Source organism: Blastococcus sp. SYSU DS0552 (assembly GCF_054050815.1).
This window is the reverse complement of sequence record NZ_JBJHAB010000032.1, coordinates 1-16167: the sequence shown is the minus strand read 5'-3', so window position 1 is coordinate 16167 and position 16167 is coordinate 1. Positions and strand designations below refer to the sequence as shown.

The 16167-nt window shown below is 76.0% G+C and carries 17 protein-coding genes; 6 read left to right on the top strand and 11 right to left on the bottom strand.

Features of this window, described 5'->3' with window-relative positions:
* Positions 1–191: 191 nt before the first annotated feature.
* From ACI8AG_RS20070 to ACI8AG_RS20060, 3 genes are read left to right on the top strand one after another with little or no spacing between them, the layout of a single operon-like run.
* Positions 192–3047, top strand: coding sequence for an FAD-binding and (Fe-S)-binding domain-containing protein (locus tag ACI8AG_RS20070; protein WP_456598429.1), 2856 nt, complete (start codon positions 192–194; stop codon positions 3045–3047).
* A gap of 23 nt (positions 3048–3070) precedes the next feature.
* Positions 3071–3556, top strand: coding sequence for a cation:proton antiporter regulatory subunit (locus ACI8AG_RS20065; RefSeq protein ID WP_456590458.1), 486 nt, complete (start codon positions 3071–3073; stop codon positions 3554–3556).
* Positions 3557–3562: 6 nt separating this feature from the next.
* Positions 3563–4729, top strand: a complete 1167-nt coding sequence (locus ACI8AG_RS20060) for a cation:proton antiporter (protein ID WP_456598428.1) — start codon at positions 3563–3565, stop codon at positions 4727–4729.
* Here ACI8AG_RS20060 and ACI8AG_RS20055 read toward each other — a convergent pair.
* The 5 genes from ACI8AG_RS20055 to ACI8AG_RS20035 form a co-directional block, all read right to left on the bottom strand.
* Entirely contained in the window at positions 4671–5357 is a 687-nt protein-coding gene (locus ACI8AG_RS20055; protein ID WP_456598427.1) for a GDSL-type esterase/lipase family protein, read from the bottom strand. The two genes, ACI8AG_RS20060 and ACI8AG_RS20055, sit on opposite strands and share 59 nt — an antisense overlap.
* A gap of 48 nt (positions 5358–5405) precedes the next feature.
* The gene (locus tag ACI8AG_RS20050) at positions 5406–6176 is read right to left on the bottom strand and encodes a crotonase/enoyl-CoA hydratase family protein (RefSeq protein ID WP_456598426.1); all 771 of its coding nucleotides are present in this window, start codon (positions 6174–6176) and stop codon (positions 5406–5408) included.
* A 139-nt stretch (positions 6177–6315) separates the two neighbouring features.
* The gene (gene fabG, locus ACI8AG_RS20045) at positions 6316–7623 is read right to left on the bottom strand and encodes a 3-oxoacyl-ACP reductase FabG (protein WP_456598425.1); all 1308 of its coding nucleotides are present in this window, start codon (positions 7621–7623) and stop codon (positions 6316–6318) included.
* Positions 7624–7640: 17 nt separating this feature from the next.
* A complete protein-coding gene (locus tag ACI8AG_RS20040) occupies positions 7641–8951 on the bottom strand; it encodes an AI-2E family transporter (protein WP_456598424.1) in 1311 nt (436 codons plus the stop codon).
* A 53-nt stretch (positions 8952–9004) separates the two neighbouring features.
* Positions 9005–9403: an ankyrin repeat domain-containing protein gene (locus ACI8AG_RS20035; RefSeq protein WP_456590464.1), complete on the bottom strand. Its 399-nt coding sequence runs from the start codon at positions 9401–9403 to the stop codon at positions 9005–9007.
* A gap of 105 nt (positions 9404–9508) precedes the next feature.
* Here ACI8AG_RS20035 and ACI8AG_RS20030 point away from each other — a divergent pair, with 105 nt between their 5' ends.
* Entirely contained in the window at positions 9509–10057 is a 549-nt protein-coding gene (locus ACI8AG_RS20030; RefSeq protein ID WP_456598423.1) for a GrpB family protein, read from the top strand.
* Here the strand turns inward: ACI8AG_RS20030 and ACI8AG_RS20025 are convergent.
* From ACI8AG_RS20025 to ACI8AG_RS20000, 6 genes are all read right to left on the bottom strand, one after another.
* Entirely contained in the window at positions 10039–10476 is a 438-nt protein-coding gene (locus tag ACI8AG_RS20025) for an N-acetyltransferase family protein (protein ID WP_456590466.1), read from the bottom strand. The genes ACI8AG_RS20030 and ACI8AG_RS20025 overlap by 19 nt on opposite strands.
* A 41-nt stretch (positions 10477–10517) precedes the next feature.
* Positions 10518–11270 (bottom strand): dienelactone hydrolase family protein, encoded by a 753-nt coding sequence (locus ACI8AG_RS20020; RefSeq protein WP_456598422.1) that lies wholly within the window; start codon positions 11268–11270, stop codon positions 10518–10520.
* 155 nt (positions 11271–11425) lie between these two features.
* Positions 11426–11866: a hypothetical protein gene (locus ACI8AG_RS20015; protein WP_456598421.1), complete on the bottom strand. Its 441-nt coding sequence runs from the start codon at positions 11864–11866 to the stop codon at positions 11426–11428.
* Positions 11867–11908: 42 nt separating this feature from the next.
* Positions 11909–12427: a hypothetical protein gene (locus tag ACI8AG_RS20010; protein ID WP_456590469.1), complete on the bottom strand. Its 519-nt coding sequence runs from the start codon at positions 12425–12427 to the stop codon at positions 11909–11911.
* Positions 12424–13011: a hypothetical protein gene (locus ACI8AG_RS20005; RefSeq protein WP_456598420.1), complete on the bottom strand. Its 588-nt coding sequence runs from the start codon at positions 13009–13011 to the stop codon at positions 12424–12426. Before ACI8AG_RS20005 ends, ACI8AG_RS20010 begins: the two co-directional genes overlap by 4 nt.
* Before the next feature lie 38 nt (positions 13012–13049).
* A complete protein-coding gene (locus ACI8AG_RS20000; protein WP_456598419.1) occupies positions 13050–13517 on the bottom strand; it encodes a PPOX class F420-dependent oxidoreductase in 468 nt (155 codons plus the stop codon).
* Positions 13518–13593: 76 nt separating this feature from the next.
* Here ACI8AG_RS20000 and ACI8AG_RS19995 point away from each other — a divergent pair, with 76 nt between their 5' ends.
* A complete protein-coding gene (locus tag ACI8AG_RS19995) occupies positions 13594–14955 on the top strand; it encodes an AI-2E family transporter (RefSeq protein WP_456598418.1) in 1362 nt (453 codons plus the stop codon).
* A 113-nt stretch (positions 14956–15068) separates the two neighbouring features.
* The gene (locus ACI8AG_RS19990) at positions 15069–16016 is read left to right on the top strand and encodes a proteasome assembly chaperone family protein (RefSeq protein WP_456598417.1); all 948 of its coding nucleotides are present in this window, start codon (positions 15069–15071) and stop codon (positions 16014–16016) included.
* The last annotated feature ends 151 nt before the right edge of the window (positions 16017–16167 follow it).

The window sequence follows — 16167 nt, the reverse complement described above, 5'->3', positions numbered from 1 at the left end:
CGCCCTCACCCGCCCCCCCCCCCCCCCCCCCCCCCCCCCCCCCCCCCCCCCCCCCCCCCCCCCCCCCCCCCCCCCCCCCCCCCCCCCCCCCCCCCCCCCCCCCCCCCCCCCCCCCCCCCCCCCCCCGTCCCCGGGTGCCGGGAGGGGGGGTGGACGCGCCCGCCCCGGACGCGGGAGCGAGACTCGGCACCATGAGCGCACCGGCCCCCACGACGACGGGCACCGACGACGGCCGGTCGGTGGTGGCCGAGCTGCGGCGCGCCGGCATCGGCGACGTCGACGACTCGGGGCTGGCCCGCGCCCTCTACTCCTCCGACGCGTCGCTGTACCGCGTCCTCCCCCGGGCCGTGGTCCGGCCGCAGCACCCCGACGAGATCGTGGCGGCGCTCGACGTGTGCCGCTCGCTCGGGGTGCCGCTGACCGCCCGCGGCGCGGGCACGTCGATCGCGGGCAACGCCGTGGGCACCGGCGTCGTGCTGGACACCAGCCGGTACCTGTCGCGGGTGCACGCGATCGACCCGGAGGCCCGGACGGCGACGGTGGACCCCGGCGTGGTCCAGGCCGCGCTGCAGACCGCCGCGCGCCCGCACGGGCTGCGGTTCGGCCCGGACCCCAGCACGCACAACCGCTGCACGATCGGCGGGATGATCGGCAACAACGCCTGCGGGTCCCGGGCGCTGGGCTACGGCCGGACGTCGGACAACGTGGTGGGGCTGGACGTCGTCACCGGCACCGGTGAGCGGCTCCGGCTCGGTCCGGGCACCGGGCCCGCGCCGGGCGTGCTCGAGGACCTGCACCGGCTCGTCGCCGGGCACCTCGCGACCGTGCGCACCGAGCTCGGCACCTTCGGCCGGCAGGTGTCGGGCTACTCGCTGGAGCACCTGCTGCCCGAGCGCGGCTTCGACGTGGCCCGGGCGCTGGTCGGCAGCGAGGGGACGCTCGCCGTCGTCCTCGGCGCCACCGTGCGGCTGGTCGCCGACGCTCCTGTCCGGGGGCTGGTGGTGCTGGGCTACCCGAGCATGGCCGACGCCGCCGACGCCACCCCCGGCCTGCTCCCCCACGAGCCCACCGCGGTCGAGGGGCTCGACCAGCGGATCGTGCAGCGGCTGCGCGACGTGCCCGCCGCCGTCGTCCCCGAGCTGCCGCGCGGCGACGGGTGGCTGATCGTGGAGCTGACCGGCGACACCGTGGCCGAGGTGCAGGGCAAGGCGCAGGGGGTGCTGGCCGACGCCGGCGCCCTGGACTCCCTCGTCGTCACCGACCCGGCGCACGCCGCGGCGATCTGGCGGATCCGCGAGGACGGCGCGGGGCTGGCCAACCGCACCTCCGACGGCCGGCCCGCGCACGCCGGCTGGGAGGACGCCGCCGTCCCGGTGGAGCGGCTCGGGGAGTACCTGCGCGGCTTCGAGGCGCTGCTCGACGGCCACGGGCTGCAGGGCGTGCCCTACGGCCACTTCGGCGACGGCTGCGTGCACGTGCGCATCGACTTCCCGTTCGGGGAGGGGCCCGACCGCGGCCGGTCGGCGTACCGGTCGTTCGTCGAGGACGCCGCCCGGCTGGTCGCCGGCTACGGCGGTTCGCTGTCCGGCGAGCACGGCGACGGGCGGGCGCGCAGCGAGCTGCTGCCGCACATGTACTCCCCCGCCGCCCTGGACCTCTTCGCCCGCGTCAAGGCGGTGTTCGACCCCGCCGACGTGCTCAACCCGGGCGTGCTGGTGCGCCCGGCACCGCTCGACGAGGACGTCCGGATCGCCGCCGCCCCGCCGCTGGTCTCGACCTCCCGCCGCCCCCTGGCGCTGGCCTACCGGCACGACGGCGGCGACTTCTCCGCCGCGGTGCACCGCTGCACCGGCGTCGGCAAGTGCCGGGCCGACCTGCAGTCCTCCGGCGGGGTCATGTGCCCGTCCTGGCCGGCGACGCGGGAGGAGAAGGACACCACCCGCGGCCGCGCCCGCGTGCTGCAGGAGATGCTCGCCCCCGGCGGGCCGGTGAAGGACTGGCGCGCACCGGAGGTGCACGAGGCGCTGGACCTCTGCCTGTCCTGCAAGGGCTGCTCGTCCGACTGCCCCACCGGCGTGGACATGGCCTCCTACAAGGCCGAGGTGCTGCACCAGTCGTACCGGCGCCGGCTGCGGCCGCGCGCCCACTACACGCTGGGCCGGCTGCCGTTCTGGTCGGACCTCGTGGCCCGGGCCCCGCGCCTGGTCAACGCGATGCTCGGCTCCGCGCTCGTGGGCTCGGTGGCCAAGTGGGGGGCGGGCATCGACCAGCGCCGGTCGGTGCCGCAGTTCGCCGCGCGCACCTTCCGGCAGCAGTGGGCCGACCAGCCGATCCAGGGCGACGGCGCCCCGGTGGCGCTGTGGGTCGACTCCTTCACCGACCACTTCGCCCCGGAGGTCGCCGCCGCGACCGCCCGGGTGCTGACGGCCGCCGGCTACCGCGTCGAGGTGCCCGGCGCCGACACCTGCTGCGGGCTCACGTGGATCACCACCGGCCAGCTCGACAAGGCCAAGGGAATCCTCGGCCGCACCGTGCGGACGCTCGCCCCGCTCGCGGCGGCGGGCGTGCCGATCGTCGGCATCGAGCCCTCCTGCACCGCCGTGCTCCGCAGCGAGGCGCTGGAGCTGGTCGGCGGCGCGGAGGCCGAGCAGGTCGCCGCCGCCACCCGCACGCTCGCCGAGCTCCTGGCGAGCACCCCGGGCTGGACGCCGCCGTCACTGGACGGCCTGGAGATCGTCGCCCAGCCGCACTGCCACCACGCGTCGGTGCTCGGCTGGTCCGCCGACGCCCGTCTCCTGCAGGACGCGGGCGCCCGGGTGAACCGGCTCGGCGGTTGCTGCGGGCTGGCCGGCAACTGGGGCGTCGAGCGCGGGCACCACGACGTCTCGGTGGCGGTGGCCGAGCAGCAGCTGCTGCCCGCCGTCCGCGACCTGCCCGAGGACGCCGTCGTGCTGGCCGACGGGTTCTCCTGCCGCACGCAGCTCGACCAGCTCGCCGGGCGGCGCGGACGGCACCTCGCCGAGCTGCTGGCGGAGCGACTGGCCTGATCCGGGTCTGCGACGATGCCCCGGTGGAGCTCGAGGAGACGCTGCTGCCCGGTGTGGGTGTCCGTTACCAGATGCGGACCCGCTCGGGTCAGGTGCTGGGCATCGTCGTGCAGCGGGAGGGCGGCGCGGAGATCGCGGTGTTCGACCGGCGCGATCCCGACCGCGCGCGGGAGACGTTCCGGCTGGACCCGGAGGAGGTCGACGCCCTCGCCGAGGTGCTGGGCGCCCCCCGGCTGACCCAGCGGTTCGCCGACCTCTCCCGCGAGGTGCCCGGGCTGGAGTCGGCCCGGATCACCGTGCGGGAGGGCTCCCCGTACGCGGGCCGGAGCCTGGGCGACACCCGGGCCCGCACGCTGACCGGCTGCTCGGTGGTCGCCATCGTCCGCGGCGCCGACGTGGTCCCCTCCCCGTCACCCGCTGACCGGTTGTCCGCCGGCGACGTGCTGGTCGTCATCGGCTCCTCGGCCGGGCTGGAGCAGCTGGACCGGCGGATCGCGGGCCAGGAGTAGCCCGCGGTGGACCACGTCGCCGCCCTGCTGCTCGAGCTGGGGCTGTTGTTCCTCGGCCTGTCCGCGCTCGGGCTGCTGGCCCGGCGCCTGGGCCTCTCCCCCATCCCGTTCATCCTCCTGGCCGCGCTCGCGCTGGGCGAGGGTGGCCTGGTGCCGGTGGAGAACGCCGCGCCGTTCCTGGAGGCGGCCGCGGAGATCGGCGTCGTCCTGCTGCTGCTCACCCTCGGCCTGGAGTTCTCCGCCACCGAGCTGTTCGCGTCGTTCCGCCGGCACGCGCCCTCGGGGCTGGTGGACCTGGTGCTCAACGGCCCCCCGGGGTTCGTCGCCGGGCTGCTGCTGGGGCTGCCCTGGGAGGGGGCGCTCGCCCTGGGCGGGGTCACCTACATCTCGTCGTCGGGGATCATCGCGCGGCTGCTCGGCGACCTGGGGCGGTTGGCCAACCGGGAGACCCCGGCGGTGCTCTCGGTGCTGGTGCTCGAGGACCTCGCGATGGCGCTGTTCCTGCCGCTGCTCGTGGTGGCCCTCGCCGGCCAGGGGCCGATGTCGGCCGCGGCCGGGGTCGGGCTGGCCGTCGGCGCGGTGCTCGTGGTGCTCCTCGCGGCGCAGCGGCACGGCCCGCGGCTGGGCCGGTGGCTCACCCACGACGACGACGAGCAGGTGATGCTCCGGCTGATCGGGCTGACGCTGCTGGTCGCCGGCGCCGCGCAGGCGCTGGGGGCCTCGGCGGCGGTCGGGGCGTTCCTGGTCGGGCTGGCGCTGCCGGCATCCTTCGCCGAGCGGGCCCGTGCCATCCTCGGCCCCCTCCGCGACCTGTTCGCCGCCACCTTCTTCGTCGCGTTCGGCCTGGCCACCGATCCGGGCGCCATCCTGCCGGTGCTGCCCGCCGCCCTCGCGCTGGCCGCGGTCACCACCGTCACGAAGATCGGCACCGGCTGGTTCGCCGCGAAGCGGGACGGCGTGGCCGTCCCCGGCCGGCTGCGGGCCGGCACCGCGCTGGTGGCCCGCGGCGAGTTCTCGATCGTGATCGCGGGGCTGGCGGTCGGCGCGGGGATCCCTGCGGTCGGGCCGGTCGCCACCGGCTACGTGCTGCTGCTCGCGGTGACCGGTCCGCTGCTCACCCGGTTCGTGGAGCCGGTGGCGGCCCGGCTCGTCCGGGCACTGGTCGGCGCGTGAGCGCTCGGGCCGCGGCGTCGTCCCGCCGGGCGCGGGCCGCGGCCAGCACGTGGGGCGCGAGCACCGCGGCGATGGCCGCGTAGCCGGCCGAGGACGGGTGGAACCGGTCGGCGGAGAACAGCGCCGGGTCGGCCGAGAAGGCGCGCGCCACCTCGGCGGCGACCGGCGCCACCGTGGCACCGCCGGTGGTGGCCACCTGCGACTGCCGCCGCTGGAGGACCGCACAGGCTCCCCGGACCAGCGCCCGCAGCGCGGGCGGCACGAACGGGACCATCGACATGTCCGGCGCCGGGACCACCACGACGTCGGTGCCGCCCGCGCGGAGCGCGGTCACCGCGGCCGCGAGCGCGCTCGCGGCCTGCTCGACCGGCACGAACCGGGCGAGGTCGTTGGCACCGATGACGACGACGGCGAGGTCGGCGGAGAGCGGCTGGGCCCGGCGCGCCTGGTCGGCCAGCCCGGCCGAGACGGCGCCGGGGACGGCCATGACGTGCAGGTCGACGTCGAACCCGTCATCGGTCAGCACGCGGGTCAGCCGCGGCCCCAGGGCGTCGGAGGGGCGGGCGGCCCCGGTACCGAAGGCGAGCGAGTCGCCGAGGACGACCAGGCGGAGAGGAGTGCGGGCCACACCGGGTCCAACAGGACCGGGAGGCCGGCTATGCCGGGCCGGGCTCGGTCAGCGGCCGCGCCAGACCGGGGGCCGGCGCTCCGCGAAGGCCGCGGAACCCTCCCGGGCGTCCTCGGAGGCGAACACCGGCGCGACGAGCTCGTCGTGCCGCGTCCAGGCCTCGTCCGGCGCCCACCCCGGCGCCTGCTGCACGACCTGCTTGGTGGCGGCCACCGCCAGCGGACCGTTCGCGGCGATCACCTCCGCCAGGGCGACGGCCTCCGCGACCGCCGAGCCGTCCTCGACCACGCGGTTCACCAGGCCGACCGCGGCCGCGCGCTCCGCGTCGACCGGCTCACCGGTCAGCAGCAGCTCCAGCGCGACCGCGCGGGGCACCCGCTGCGGCAGCAGGAGTGCGGCCCCGCCGGCCGCGACGAGCGAGCGCTTCACCTCCGGCACCCCGAACCGGGCGCCCCGGCCCGCCACCACCAGGTCGCAGGCGAGCACCAGCTCGAAGCCGCCGGCCAGCGCCCAGCCCTCGACAGCGGCCAGCAGCGGCTTGCGCGGCGGGGTGCGGGTGATGCCGCACAGCCCGCGACCGGGGATCGCGGGGCTCTCCCCACGCAGGAACGCCTTGAGGTCCATCCCGGCCGAGAAGATGCCGCCCGAGCCGGTGAGCACCCCCGCTCGCAGGCCGCCGTCGGCGTCCAACTCGTCGACCGCGGCCGCGACCGCCCGGGCGACGTCGGCGTCGAGGGCGTTGCGCGCGGACGGCCGGTTGATGGTGATCACCTGGACGGCGCCGCGGCGCTCCACCAGGACCTTGTCGTCGTCGACCATGACGCCTCCTCGGCGATGGGGAGAAGCGCGCGGGGCCGGGCAGCCGGTGCGGCTGCCCGGCCCCTGCTGAGCGAATGGAACCGGCCCCTCTGCAGGCCCCACCGCGAGCGGAGCGAGCGGTGGGGGGCAGGGGGTCCGCTCAGGCCTTCGGGCCGCCGGCGGCGTAGACGACCTGGCCGGAGACGAAGCCGGCGCCCTCGCTGACGAAGAAGGACACCAGGTGGGCGATGTCCTCCGGCTTGCCCGTGCGAGCCACCGGGATCTGCGAGGCCGCGCCCTTGATGAAGTCGTCGAACGGGATGCCCATGCGGTCGGCGGTCGCCTTGGTCATGTCCGTCTCGATGAAGCCCGGGGCGATGGCGTTGGCGGTGACGCCGAACTTGCCCAGCTCGATCGCGAGGGTCTTCGTGAAGCCCTGCAGACCGGCCTTCGCCGTCGAGTAGTTCGCCTGGCCGCGGTTGCCCAGCGCGGAGGTGCTGGACAGGTTGACGATCCGACCCCACTTCTGGTCGATCATGTGCTTCTGCGCGGCGCGCGTCATGAGGAAGGCGCCCCGCAGGTGCACGTTCATGACGATGTCCCAGTCGGAGTCGCTCATCTTGAACAGCATGTTGTCGCGGAGCACACCGGCGTTGTTGACCAGGACGGTCGGCGGGCCCAGCTCCGTCGCGATCCGCTCGACGGCGGCCTCGACCTGCGCGGAGTCGCTCACGTCGGCGCCGACGGCCAGCGCCCGGCCGCCGGCGGCCTCGATCGCCTCGGCGGTGCCCTTGGCCGAGCCCTCGTCCAGGTCGAGGACCGCGACGGCGAATCCGTCCTGCGCCAGCCGCTGGGCGGTCGCCGCGCCGATGCCGCGGGCCGCGCCGGTCACGATGGCCACGCGGGACGCGCCCGTGGTGCCTGCCTCGCTCATGTGAGTTCCCTTCGTCTCGGATGCCGGCGGTACCGGGGCGGAGGGCCCCGGTCCGCGGCGGGCTGCGACCGACACGTTACGGCCGCCGGTTGCGGCCACGGTCACAAGGTCCGGTGCCGGGTCCTGCGCACCCGCCCGGACGACGTCGACCCGGTCGAACCCCTCGGCGACCGACGGCGGCACGAACCGCGCCCGGGTGGCGTGGACGCCCACCAGTGGCACGCGGGCCCGACCGGTACGGGCGTCGTTGCGGGCCAGACAGACCTCCAGGGGCGTGTCCAGCCACACCGCGCGCACGGGCACGCCCGCCTCGCGGGCGAGGGCGACGAGCGGTGCGCGCTCCGCCGGTGAGGGGTTGGTGTTGTCGACGACGACGCTGCGCCCCGCGGCCAGGAGCTCGGCGACGACCCGCTGCTGGCGCGCCTCCCGGCGCCGGGCGTTCGGCCACTGGTCCTTGCTGACGACGACGTGGCTGCCGGCCAGGTGGCGGGCGGTCCAGGTGCTCTTCCCGCTGCCCTGCAGACCGGCCAGCACGACCAGCTCCTGCCCGGTCAGCCCCGGCCCGCCGGGGTGGCCGCCGCGTGGTCGGTCTCCTCCGCCTCGGCGGCGGACGACCGGCGGTGCGGGTGGTGGTGCAGCCGCCGCATGGACGCCAGGGCGGCGTGCCGGTCGGCCATGCGCCGCCGGGCCCGCATCGTGCGCGGGGCGCGCGGCTCCTCCCGCAGCAGGGCGTCCAGCCAGTGGCCCCGGGGATCGACGTCGACCAGCAGGGCCTTGACCAGCAGTGTCAGCGGGATGGCGAGCAGCGCGCCCAGCGCGCCGAGGACCCAGCCCCAGAAGAGCAGGGCCACGAACGTCACCGTCATCGACAGGCCCACCGAGTCACCGACGAAGCGGGGCTGGATCAGGGTCTGGACGACGAAGTTCAGCAGCGAGTAGACGACCAGGATCGCGATGAAGTCGCCCCAGCCGCCGGCGAGCAGCCCGAGCACGGCGGGCGGCGCGACCCCCAGGACGAACCCGATGTTGGGCACGTAGTTGGTGATGAAGGCGAGCAGCCCCCACAGCGGGGCGGCCGGCACGTCCAGCAGCGCGAGGGCGATCGTGTCGCCGATCGCGACGATCGCCCCGAACACCGTGCTCACCAGCAGGTAGCTGCGGGTGCCCCGGGTGAACAGCCGCAGCGCCACCGGCAGGTGGGGGCGCTCGGCGCCGATGAGGGCCAGCCGCCTGCCGAAGCCGCTGCTCTCGATGCCCATGAAGACCAGCGCCGACAGCAGGAGCAGCAGGGTGGTCGCCGCATCCGTGAGCCGGCTCAGCAGGTCGGTGGCCAGCCCCACCAGCGAGCCGTAGTCGATCTGCTCGACGAGGTCCGACAGCTGACCGGAGACGATCCCCCGGCTGTTGAGATCGGCGACCACGTCGTTGATCAGCAGCTGCGCCCGGTCGGCGTAGTCGGGCAGCAGCGCGGCGAACTGGGCGACGGCGGCCACCAGCAGCGCGACGAACGCCAGCAGCACCGTCCACACAAGCAGCAGCAGCACGGTGGTGGCCAGCCAGCGCGGCACGCCGATGCGGCGCAGCCACCCCTGCACCGGGGTCAGGGCGATGACGACGACGAGGGCCAGGAACACCGGCGCCACGAGCCAGGCGATCGCCTGCAACCCGGCGATGGCGATGGTGGCGGCGGCGGCACCGCCCACCAGGAGCAGCCAGCGCGGCAGCCCGGGCTCCGGTGCCGGGACCACCGCCGCCGGGTCGGGCCCGGCCGGCTCCGGCGCGCCGGCCGGTGCCGCGTCCTGCCGGTCCGGCCGGATCAGCGGCAGCGGCCCCGTCTCCGGCAGGTCATCTCGTGCTGGCATGCCCGCCTCCCCCTCGGTCGCGCCCGGGCGCACCGGCTCCGCCGACCCGCCGGTCAGTCGCGGGCGGCCAGCAGCGCGGTCATGGCCGGCAGGTCGAAGAACGCCGCCGTCTCGCGGGCGCTGGGGCCACCTGCGTCCGGATCGGCCCCGGCCGCGAGCAGCCGCTGCACGGTCTCGGCCGACTGCTTGAAGACCGCCGCGGCCAGGGCCGTCTGGCCGCGGTCGTTGGCCCGGCCGTGGTCGGCGCCACGCTCCAGCAGAGCGGCGACCGTGCCGCTGTGCCCGTGGTAGGCGGCGAGGATGAGCAGGGTGTCGCCCTTGTCGTTGGTGAGGTTCACCGGGACGCCGGCGTCCACGTACGCCACGAGCTCCTCGGTGTGCCCGCCGCGGGCGAGGTCGAAGACCCGTCCGGCGAGTTCGATGACTCCGGGATCGATCGGCTGGCCGCTCACCCGACCCAGGGTAGGAGACGAGCGGCCGACGGCTCCGCAGGCCAGTCCGTCCCCGCCGTCCCGGACGCGGCCCGGCCCGTCTCCGCCGGCACTACGCTGACCGTCGTGGCGGCCGACTCGCACCTGGAGTCGGTGCTGGTGGGCGGACCCGAACCCGCGGTGATCGTGCTCCAGGAGGACCACCGGGCCTGGGCGGCCCGCTTCCGCCAGGTCCGCGACGAGGTTCTGGCCGTCCTCGGTGACCGGGTGGTCGACGTCCTCCACATCGGGAGCACGGCGGTTCCCGGGCTGGCCGCCAAGCCGGTGGTGGACGTCCTGGTCACCGTTCCCGACGTCGCGGACGACGACGCCTACGTCCCTGCCCTGCGGGCAGCAGGATTCGCTCTGCGCGTGGTCGAGCCGGGGCACCGGATGCTCCGCACCCCGGCCCGGGACGTGCACCTGCACGTGCGCGCCACCGGCGACCCGGCCGTCACCGACCACCTGCTCTTCCGTGACCGGCTGCTCCGCTCCGCGGCCGACCGGCAGCTGTACGAGCGGACCAAGCGAGACCTCGCCACCCGGCGGTGGGCGGACATGAACCACTACGCCGAGGCGAAGTCCGCCGTCGTGCGCGAGATCCTGTGCCGGGCACGTCAGAGCGCCAGCTTGTAACCCGCGTGCGAGTGGACGAAGCCCAGCCGTTCGTAGAACCGGTGCGCCTCGCGGCGGGCGAGATCGGTGGTCAGCTGCACCAGCGCGCACCCCTGGCGGCCCGCCTCCGCGATCGCCCACCCGAACAGTGCCGTCCCGAGGCCCGTGCCGCGCCGGTCCGGCCGCACGCGCACGCTCTCGATCTGCGCGCGCAGGGCTCCTCCGCGGGACAGGCCCGGGATGACCGAGAGCTGCAGGGTGCCGACGACCGCGTCGCCGTCCGCGGCCGTCACCAGCAGCTGCGCCGGATCGCGCTCGATCCGTCGGAACGCCGCCCGGTACGGCGCCAGGTCCGCGGCCCGCTCACGTGCCCCGCCGATCGGGTCGTCGGCCAGCAGCACCACCAGGGCCGGGAGGTCGGCCGCCGTCGCCGGCCGCACCCGTACGGTGCTGCCGGGCAGCGGTCCCCACGCCGGCCCCGTCACGGCCGGGCGACGCGGTCGGTGAGCGACAGGACGTGCGCCCAGGCGTCGCGGCAGGCCTCTGCCCAGGCGTCGTGCGACCGGTCGAAGAACGAGTGCGGCGCGCCCTCGTAGACGACGAGGTCGACCTCTGCCCCGGCCGCGCGCAGCCGGTCGGCCAGGGCCCGCTGCTCCGGCACCGGCGTCACGCTGTCGGCGCCGGCGACCAGCATCACCGTGGGCAGCCGCGCCCGGTCGGCGGCGTCCCCCACCAGCGACGGGCGGCCGTAGAAGCCGGCGCAGCCGGCCAGGTCGAGGTCTCCACCGGCCAGCCGCCACGAGTGGCTGCCGCCGAAGCAGAAGCCGACCGTGACCACCGGCAGCTCCGCGCCGGCCCGCTCGCGCAGGTGGTCGATCGCGGCGGCGACGTCGGCGTCGATCCCCTCCGGCGTCGTGCGCGGGATGTGCGCCTGCCAGTCGAAGTCCTCGGGCCGGACGCCGTCGGCGCAGACGCCGGCGGTGCGCCCGAACCAGTCGATCGCGACCGCCGCCAGCCCCGCCTCGGCGAACCGCTCGGCCAGGGCGACGTAGTACGGGTGCAGGCCCCGGATGTCGGGGAGCACGACCACCCCCGCGCGCGCGGGCTCCGCGGGCAGCGCGGTGGCGGCCGTGAAGCAGGCGCCGTCAGCGGCGGTGAGCGTGGTCGTGGCGCGTTCGCGCACCGGCCCGCTGCGCGGCGGGGCGGGCGGACGGCTGTCGTGGTCGTGGCACATGCGGTGTTCCTCCGTCCAGCTCCCGGCCGCGGGTGGCCGGCGTCCCATCCTCCGGAGGCCGGCGCCGGGTCGCACCGGCCGACGGTGGCCGACCGCCATCCTCGCCGTCCTGCCGCTCCCCCGCTGGGCGTGCGCTGCGCGCAGCAGCGGGCCGCTCAGTGGGCGAGGAAGACGTCGTGCTCCGCGCACTCCGCGGGCACCGTCACCCCGGCGACCTCGTGCGGGCCCGGTTCGACCGTTCCGGACGAGTGCTCGAGCACGAAACCGCCGCTCACCTCGACCCGGTCGCCGAGCGCGGCGGTGCCGTGGCCCGGGATGCTGACGGTCAGGGGATCCTCCTCGACGACCTCGGTGCCGTGCGGCCACACGATGACGTAGCCGCTCGCCCCGAGGCAGCCGCCGACGACCTCCAGCCGGCCGCCACCGAGCGCGTCCATGCCCGCCTCTGCGCGCTCGGCGACGAGAACGGTCGCTCCCCCGGCCCGGACGATCTCGCCTCCGCAGCCACCGAGCGCGAGCGTGACCGCCAGGACGGCCAGCAGCCGCTCGGCACGCCCGCGGGCCGCACTCGTCACGTGCGGTCCGACGATCGGCACGGAGCCTCCGTTCCCGTCACCCCGGGGGACGACGGGGTGCGCTCAGCCGCGGAGCAGGACCGCGACCCCCACGCAGCCGGCGGCCCACAGCCCGCTCGCCAGGGTGCCCACGATGAACCGCTCGGCGGCCGCCGGCGCGCGCAGTTCGGAGAACCGCCCCAGCCCCTTGATCGCGAGGACGACGGCGAGCCCCTCGGGCCAGCCGACCAGCAGCGTGCTCGCGATCGCCCCCCGCTCGAGGACGCCGATCCATGCCCCGCCGCGGAGGATGTCGGGATCCTGCGGGCCCCCGGACACCCCGGCGGCGGCAGGGTCGGCGGCGTGCAGCACCGCCGTCGCCACCGGTCCCCCACCGGTGACCGCCGCCAGCGCGGCGAGCAGGGCGCCGGCCTGCGCCGGGCCACCGCTGCTCTCGGCCGGCCAGGCGAAGGCGGCGGCGACAGCCAGCGCTACCACCAGGGCGATCGCGCCGGCGGCGCCGGGCGTCCGCTCGCCGCGGAAGGACAGGACCAGGCCGGCCAACCCGGCCAGCCCGAGGAGCAGCAGGACCGCGGTGGTCATCCGGCCGCCCTCGCCAGGAGCCGGGCGGCCGTCGGCCGCAGCTCGCGCTCCAGCTCCCACGAGGCGGCAGCCAGGCGCTGGCCCACCGCCTGCCGCGAGACGCCGAGGGCTGCGGCCGCCTCGGCCTGGGTCCGTCCGGCCGCGACCAGCTCGATCGCCTCCCACGCCTGCTCGCTACGACGGCCCACCAGCACCGCCAGCGCACCGAGCACCGCCTGTGCATCGCCGGCGTCGGCCGGGACCGCCCCGCGCACGGCCAGCCGCACCGGCCGCTGCTTGGCCGCGTCGACGGCCCGGCGGGCGCAGAGGAAGGCCGGCCCGGCAGCGGCCCGGGTGCTGGCCGGCAGCGGCTCCTGGACCGCCCCCGCACCGATGCCGATGCTCCAGCCGCCCAGCCGGACGAGGCGCAGGGCGACGTCGACGGCGGCGTCGGGCTCGCCGAGGACGCCCTGGAACTCGTCCCCCGCCGTCCGTTCGAAGGCCAGCACGGTGGGGACGTCGGCGTTGAGCTGCGCCAGGACGTCGCCGACCCGGTCGGGCCCCCGCCGGCTGGCCCGTTGGTCGATGGTCAGCACGTACGGCACCGCGAAAGCCTTACACCTTTCCCTGAATGAAGCAAGGATCAGAGCTTGTCGGCCACATCGGCCGGGAACCCCCCGGTCGCGATCGGCCCCCAGCCGGTCACGGTGATGCGCAGCAGCGCCTTGCCCTGCCGCGCCATGGCCGCGCGGTACTCCGCCCAGTCGGGGTGCTCCCCGCTGATCGACCGGTAGTAGTCGACCAGCGGCTCCAGCGCCTCGGGCAGCTGGAGCACCTCGGCCTCGCCGTCCAGCTGCACCCAGGGGCCGTCCCACTCGTCGGAGAGGACGCACAGGGAGACCGACGGGTCGCGTCGCGCGTTGGCGACCTTGGCCCGCTGTGGGTACGTGGACACGACGACGCGGCCCTCGGCGTCGACCCCGCAGGTGACCGGCGAGAGCTGGACCCCACCCTCCCGCCGTCGGGTGAGCAGCACCGCACGGTGCCGGGGGCGGAGGAACTCCACGAGGGACGCCCGGTCGACCCGGTCGGTGGTCGCGATCTTCGGCATGCCTGCACGCTACGACGCGGGTGTGATGATCGTTTCCCGCCCGGTCAGGTGCGTGCATCTGTGTTGAGATCGCAGCATGAGGATCCGCTTGCCCGGTCGCACCGAGCCGCCACCGGACGAGACGGCCGACGACGTCGAGCCGGACCAGCCCACCCCCTCCGCCGGGGTCGTGCCGGCCACGCACGCGCCGGTGCCGACCACCGAGCGGGGCGAGCGCCTCCAGCGGGCGAGCCGACGGCTGGCCATCGCCTCGGGCGAGCTGCTGCTCATCGTCGGCGGGGTGATCGTGCTCGGCTACGTCCTGGGCAAGCTCTGGGTCATCCTGCTGCCGGTCGTCCTGGGCCTGCTGTTCACCACCGTGCTGTGGCCGCCGACCCGGTTCCTGCGCAACCACGGCTGGCCGGCCGCGCCGGCCGCGATCACCGTCCTGCTCACCTTCTTCGCCGCCTTCGGCGGGATCATCGCGCTCATCGCCCCTCCCGTCGTGGGCCAGGTCGAGGAGCTCGCCGAAGGCGTCAGCGTCGGCCTGGAGCAGCTGCAGGACTGGCTGACCGGGCCGCCGTTCAACCTCGGCGAGGAGCAGATCGGCAGCGCCGTCGACCAGGCGATCAACACGATCCAGGGCAACGCCCAGAACATCGCCGGCTACGCCGTGACCGGCGCCACCGCGATCGGCGGCCTGCTGATCAACCTGGTGCTGGCGCTCGTGCTGACCTTCTTCTTCCTCAAGGACGGCCCCCGCTGGGTGCCGTGGCTCGCCGCGCAGACGGGCCAGCCGGCCGCCCCGCACGTGGCCGCGCTCTCCTACAAGACGTGGTCGACGCTCTCGGAGTTCATCCGCCAGCAGGCCATCGTCGGGTTCGCCGACGCGTTGTTCATCGGCCTGGGCCTGTGGATCCTCGACGTCCCGCTGGTGCTGCCGCTGGCGGTGCTGACCTTCTTCGGCGCGTTCGTCCCCATCATCGGTGCGTTCGTCGCCGGCGGTTTCGCGGTGCTGATCGCGCTGGTCGACCAGGGCTTCACCACGGCGCTGATCGTGCTGGGCATCGTGATCCTCGTGCAGCAGATCGAGGGCAACGTCCTGCAGCCGATCCTGCAGGGCCGCGGGCTCAACCTGCACGCCGCCGTGGTGATCCTGGCCGTCACCGCGGGCGCCAGCCTGGCCGGCATCATCGGCGCCTTCCTCGCCGTCCCGGTGACCGCGCTGATCGCCGTCTGCTACCGCTACGCGCGGGACCAGCTCGACGGGAAGTCCCCCGAGGTCCTCCCCGACGGCACGCGCGCGCAGATCGTCGACGACCCGGCCGGTGCCCGCCTGTCCCGGGAGCAGGCCGACCCGCCCGGCCAGGACGGCGGGCAGGAGCCCAGCGCCACGCAGCCGCGCGGCACGGGGGCGACCAGTACGGAGGCCAGCGAGGAGGACGCGGCCACCCGCTGAGCGCCCGGACGGGTGGTGGCGACGGCCCGCCGGGAATGCGGCGGGCCGTCGCGCGGCTGTAGCGGCCAGCGCGACCCGGCCTCGCGCCGGACGACCCGACAGGAGGTGCCCCCGTGGCCCAGCGACCGGAGGACCTGGTCGAACTGCTCCCGGCGGCGGAGCCGTTCCTCACCCGCGAGGCGGCCGTCGACGACCCGGCCGAGCGCCGGGGCCTCGTGCTGGTGCACGACCTCGCCGGAGACTTCGACGCCGCGTCGGCGGGCACGCTCGCCGGCGCCCATCTGCTGGCCGGGCTGCCGCACGAGGTCATCGCCCGCTTCGACGCCGACAGCCTGATCGACTACCGGGCCCGACGTCCCCGCATGACCTTCAACGCCGACCGGTACGAGGGCTTCACCGCCCCGGAGATCGCGCTCTACGCCGTCGAGGACGACGCCGGCGAGACGTTCCTGCTCCTCCACGGCGCCGAGCCCGACTACGCCTGGGAGCGGTTCGTGGCCGCGGTCGGCATGCTCGTCGAGCGGCTCGGCGTCACCTCCGTCGCCGCGCTCCAGGCGATCCCGATGCCGGTGCCGCACACGCGGCCGGTCACCGTCACCGCCCACGCCACACGCCGGCAGCTCATCGAGTCCTATCCGGTGTACTGGGGCGAGATGCGCATCCCCGGCAGCGTCTCGGCACTGCTGGAGCTGCGGATGGGCGAGGCCGGGGTCGACGCCTTCGGCGTGGCCGCGCACGTCCCCCACTACCTCGCGCAGGCCACCTACCCCGCCGCCTCGCTCACGCTGCTCGAGCACCTGGAGCAGCTCACCGGGCTGCGCCTGCCCACCGAGTCGCTGCGCGAGGCGGCCGAGCTGCACCGCTCGGAGGTCGACGCGCAGATCGCCCGCTCGGCGGACAACGTGGCCGTCGTCGCCGCCCTGGAGCAGCAGTACGACTCGTTCACCGCCGCCCGCGAGGGCACCGACCTGCTGGGCGGCGCCGGCGAGGTGCCCAGCGCCGAGGAGCTCGGCGCCGAGTTCGAGCGGTTCCTCGCCGACCAGGACCGCAAGCGCGACTGAGCGGTACGCCCCGTCGTCCCAGGACGACTCGGCACGGCAGAAGGCCGACGGGGGGGGGGGGGGGGGGGGGGGGGGGGGGGGGGGGGGGGGGGGGGGGGGGGGGGGGGGGGGGGGGGCGGGTCCGGCCCCTCGACGGCGAAGGACGCCAGGC

Bases quoted from the DNA above. Each gene is read 5' to 3' on its own strand.
- ACI8AG_RS20010 (WP_456590469.1), bottom strand. From the start codon at position 12,427: ATGACCACCGCGGTCCTGCTGCTCCTCGGGCTGGCCGGGTTGGCCGGC.
- ACI8AG_RS19995 (WP_456598418.1), top strand. From the start codon at position 13,594: ATGAGGATCCGCTTGCCCGGTCGCACCGAGCCGCCACCGGACGAGACG.
- ACI8AG_RS20070 (WP_456598429.1), top strand. From the start codon at position 192: ATGAGCGCACCGGCCCCCACGACGACGGGCACCGACGACGGCCGGTCG.
- ACI8AG_RS20040 (WP_456598424.1), bottom strand. From the start codon at position 8,951: ATGCCAGCACGAGATGACCTGCCGGAGACGGGGCCGCTGCCGCTGATC.
- ACI8AG_RS20050 (WP_456598426.1), bottom strand. From the start codon at position 6,176: ATGGTCGACGACGACAAGGTCCTGGTGGAGCGCCGCGGCGCCGTCCAG.
- ACI8AG_RS20020 (WP_456598422.1), bottom strand. From the start codon at position 11,270: ATGTGCCACGACCACGACAGCCGTCCGCCCGCCCCGCCGCGCAGCGGG.
- ACI8AG_RS20000 (WP_456598419.1), bottom strand. From the start codon at position 13,517: ATGCCGAAGATCGCGACCACCGACCGGGTCGACCGGGCGTCCCTCGTG.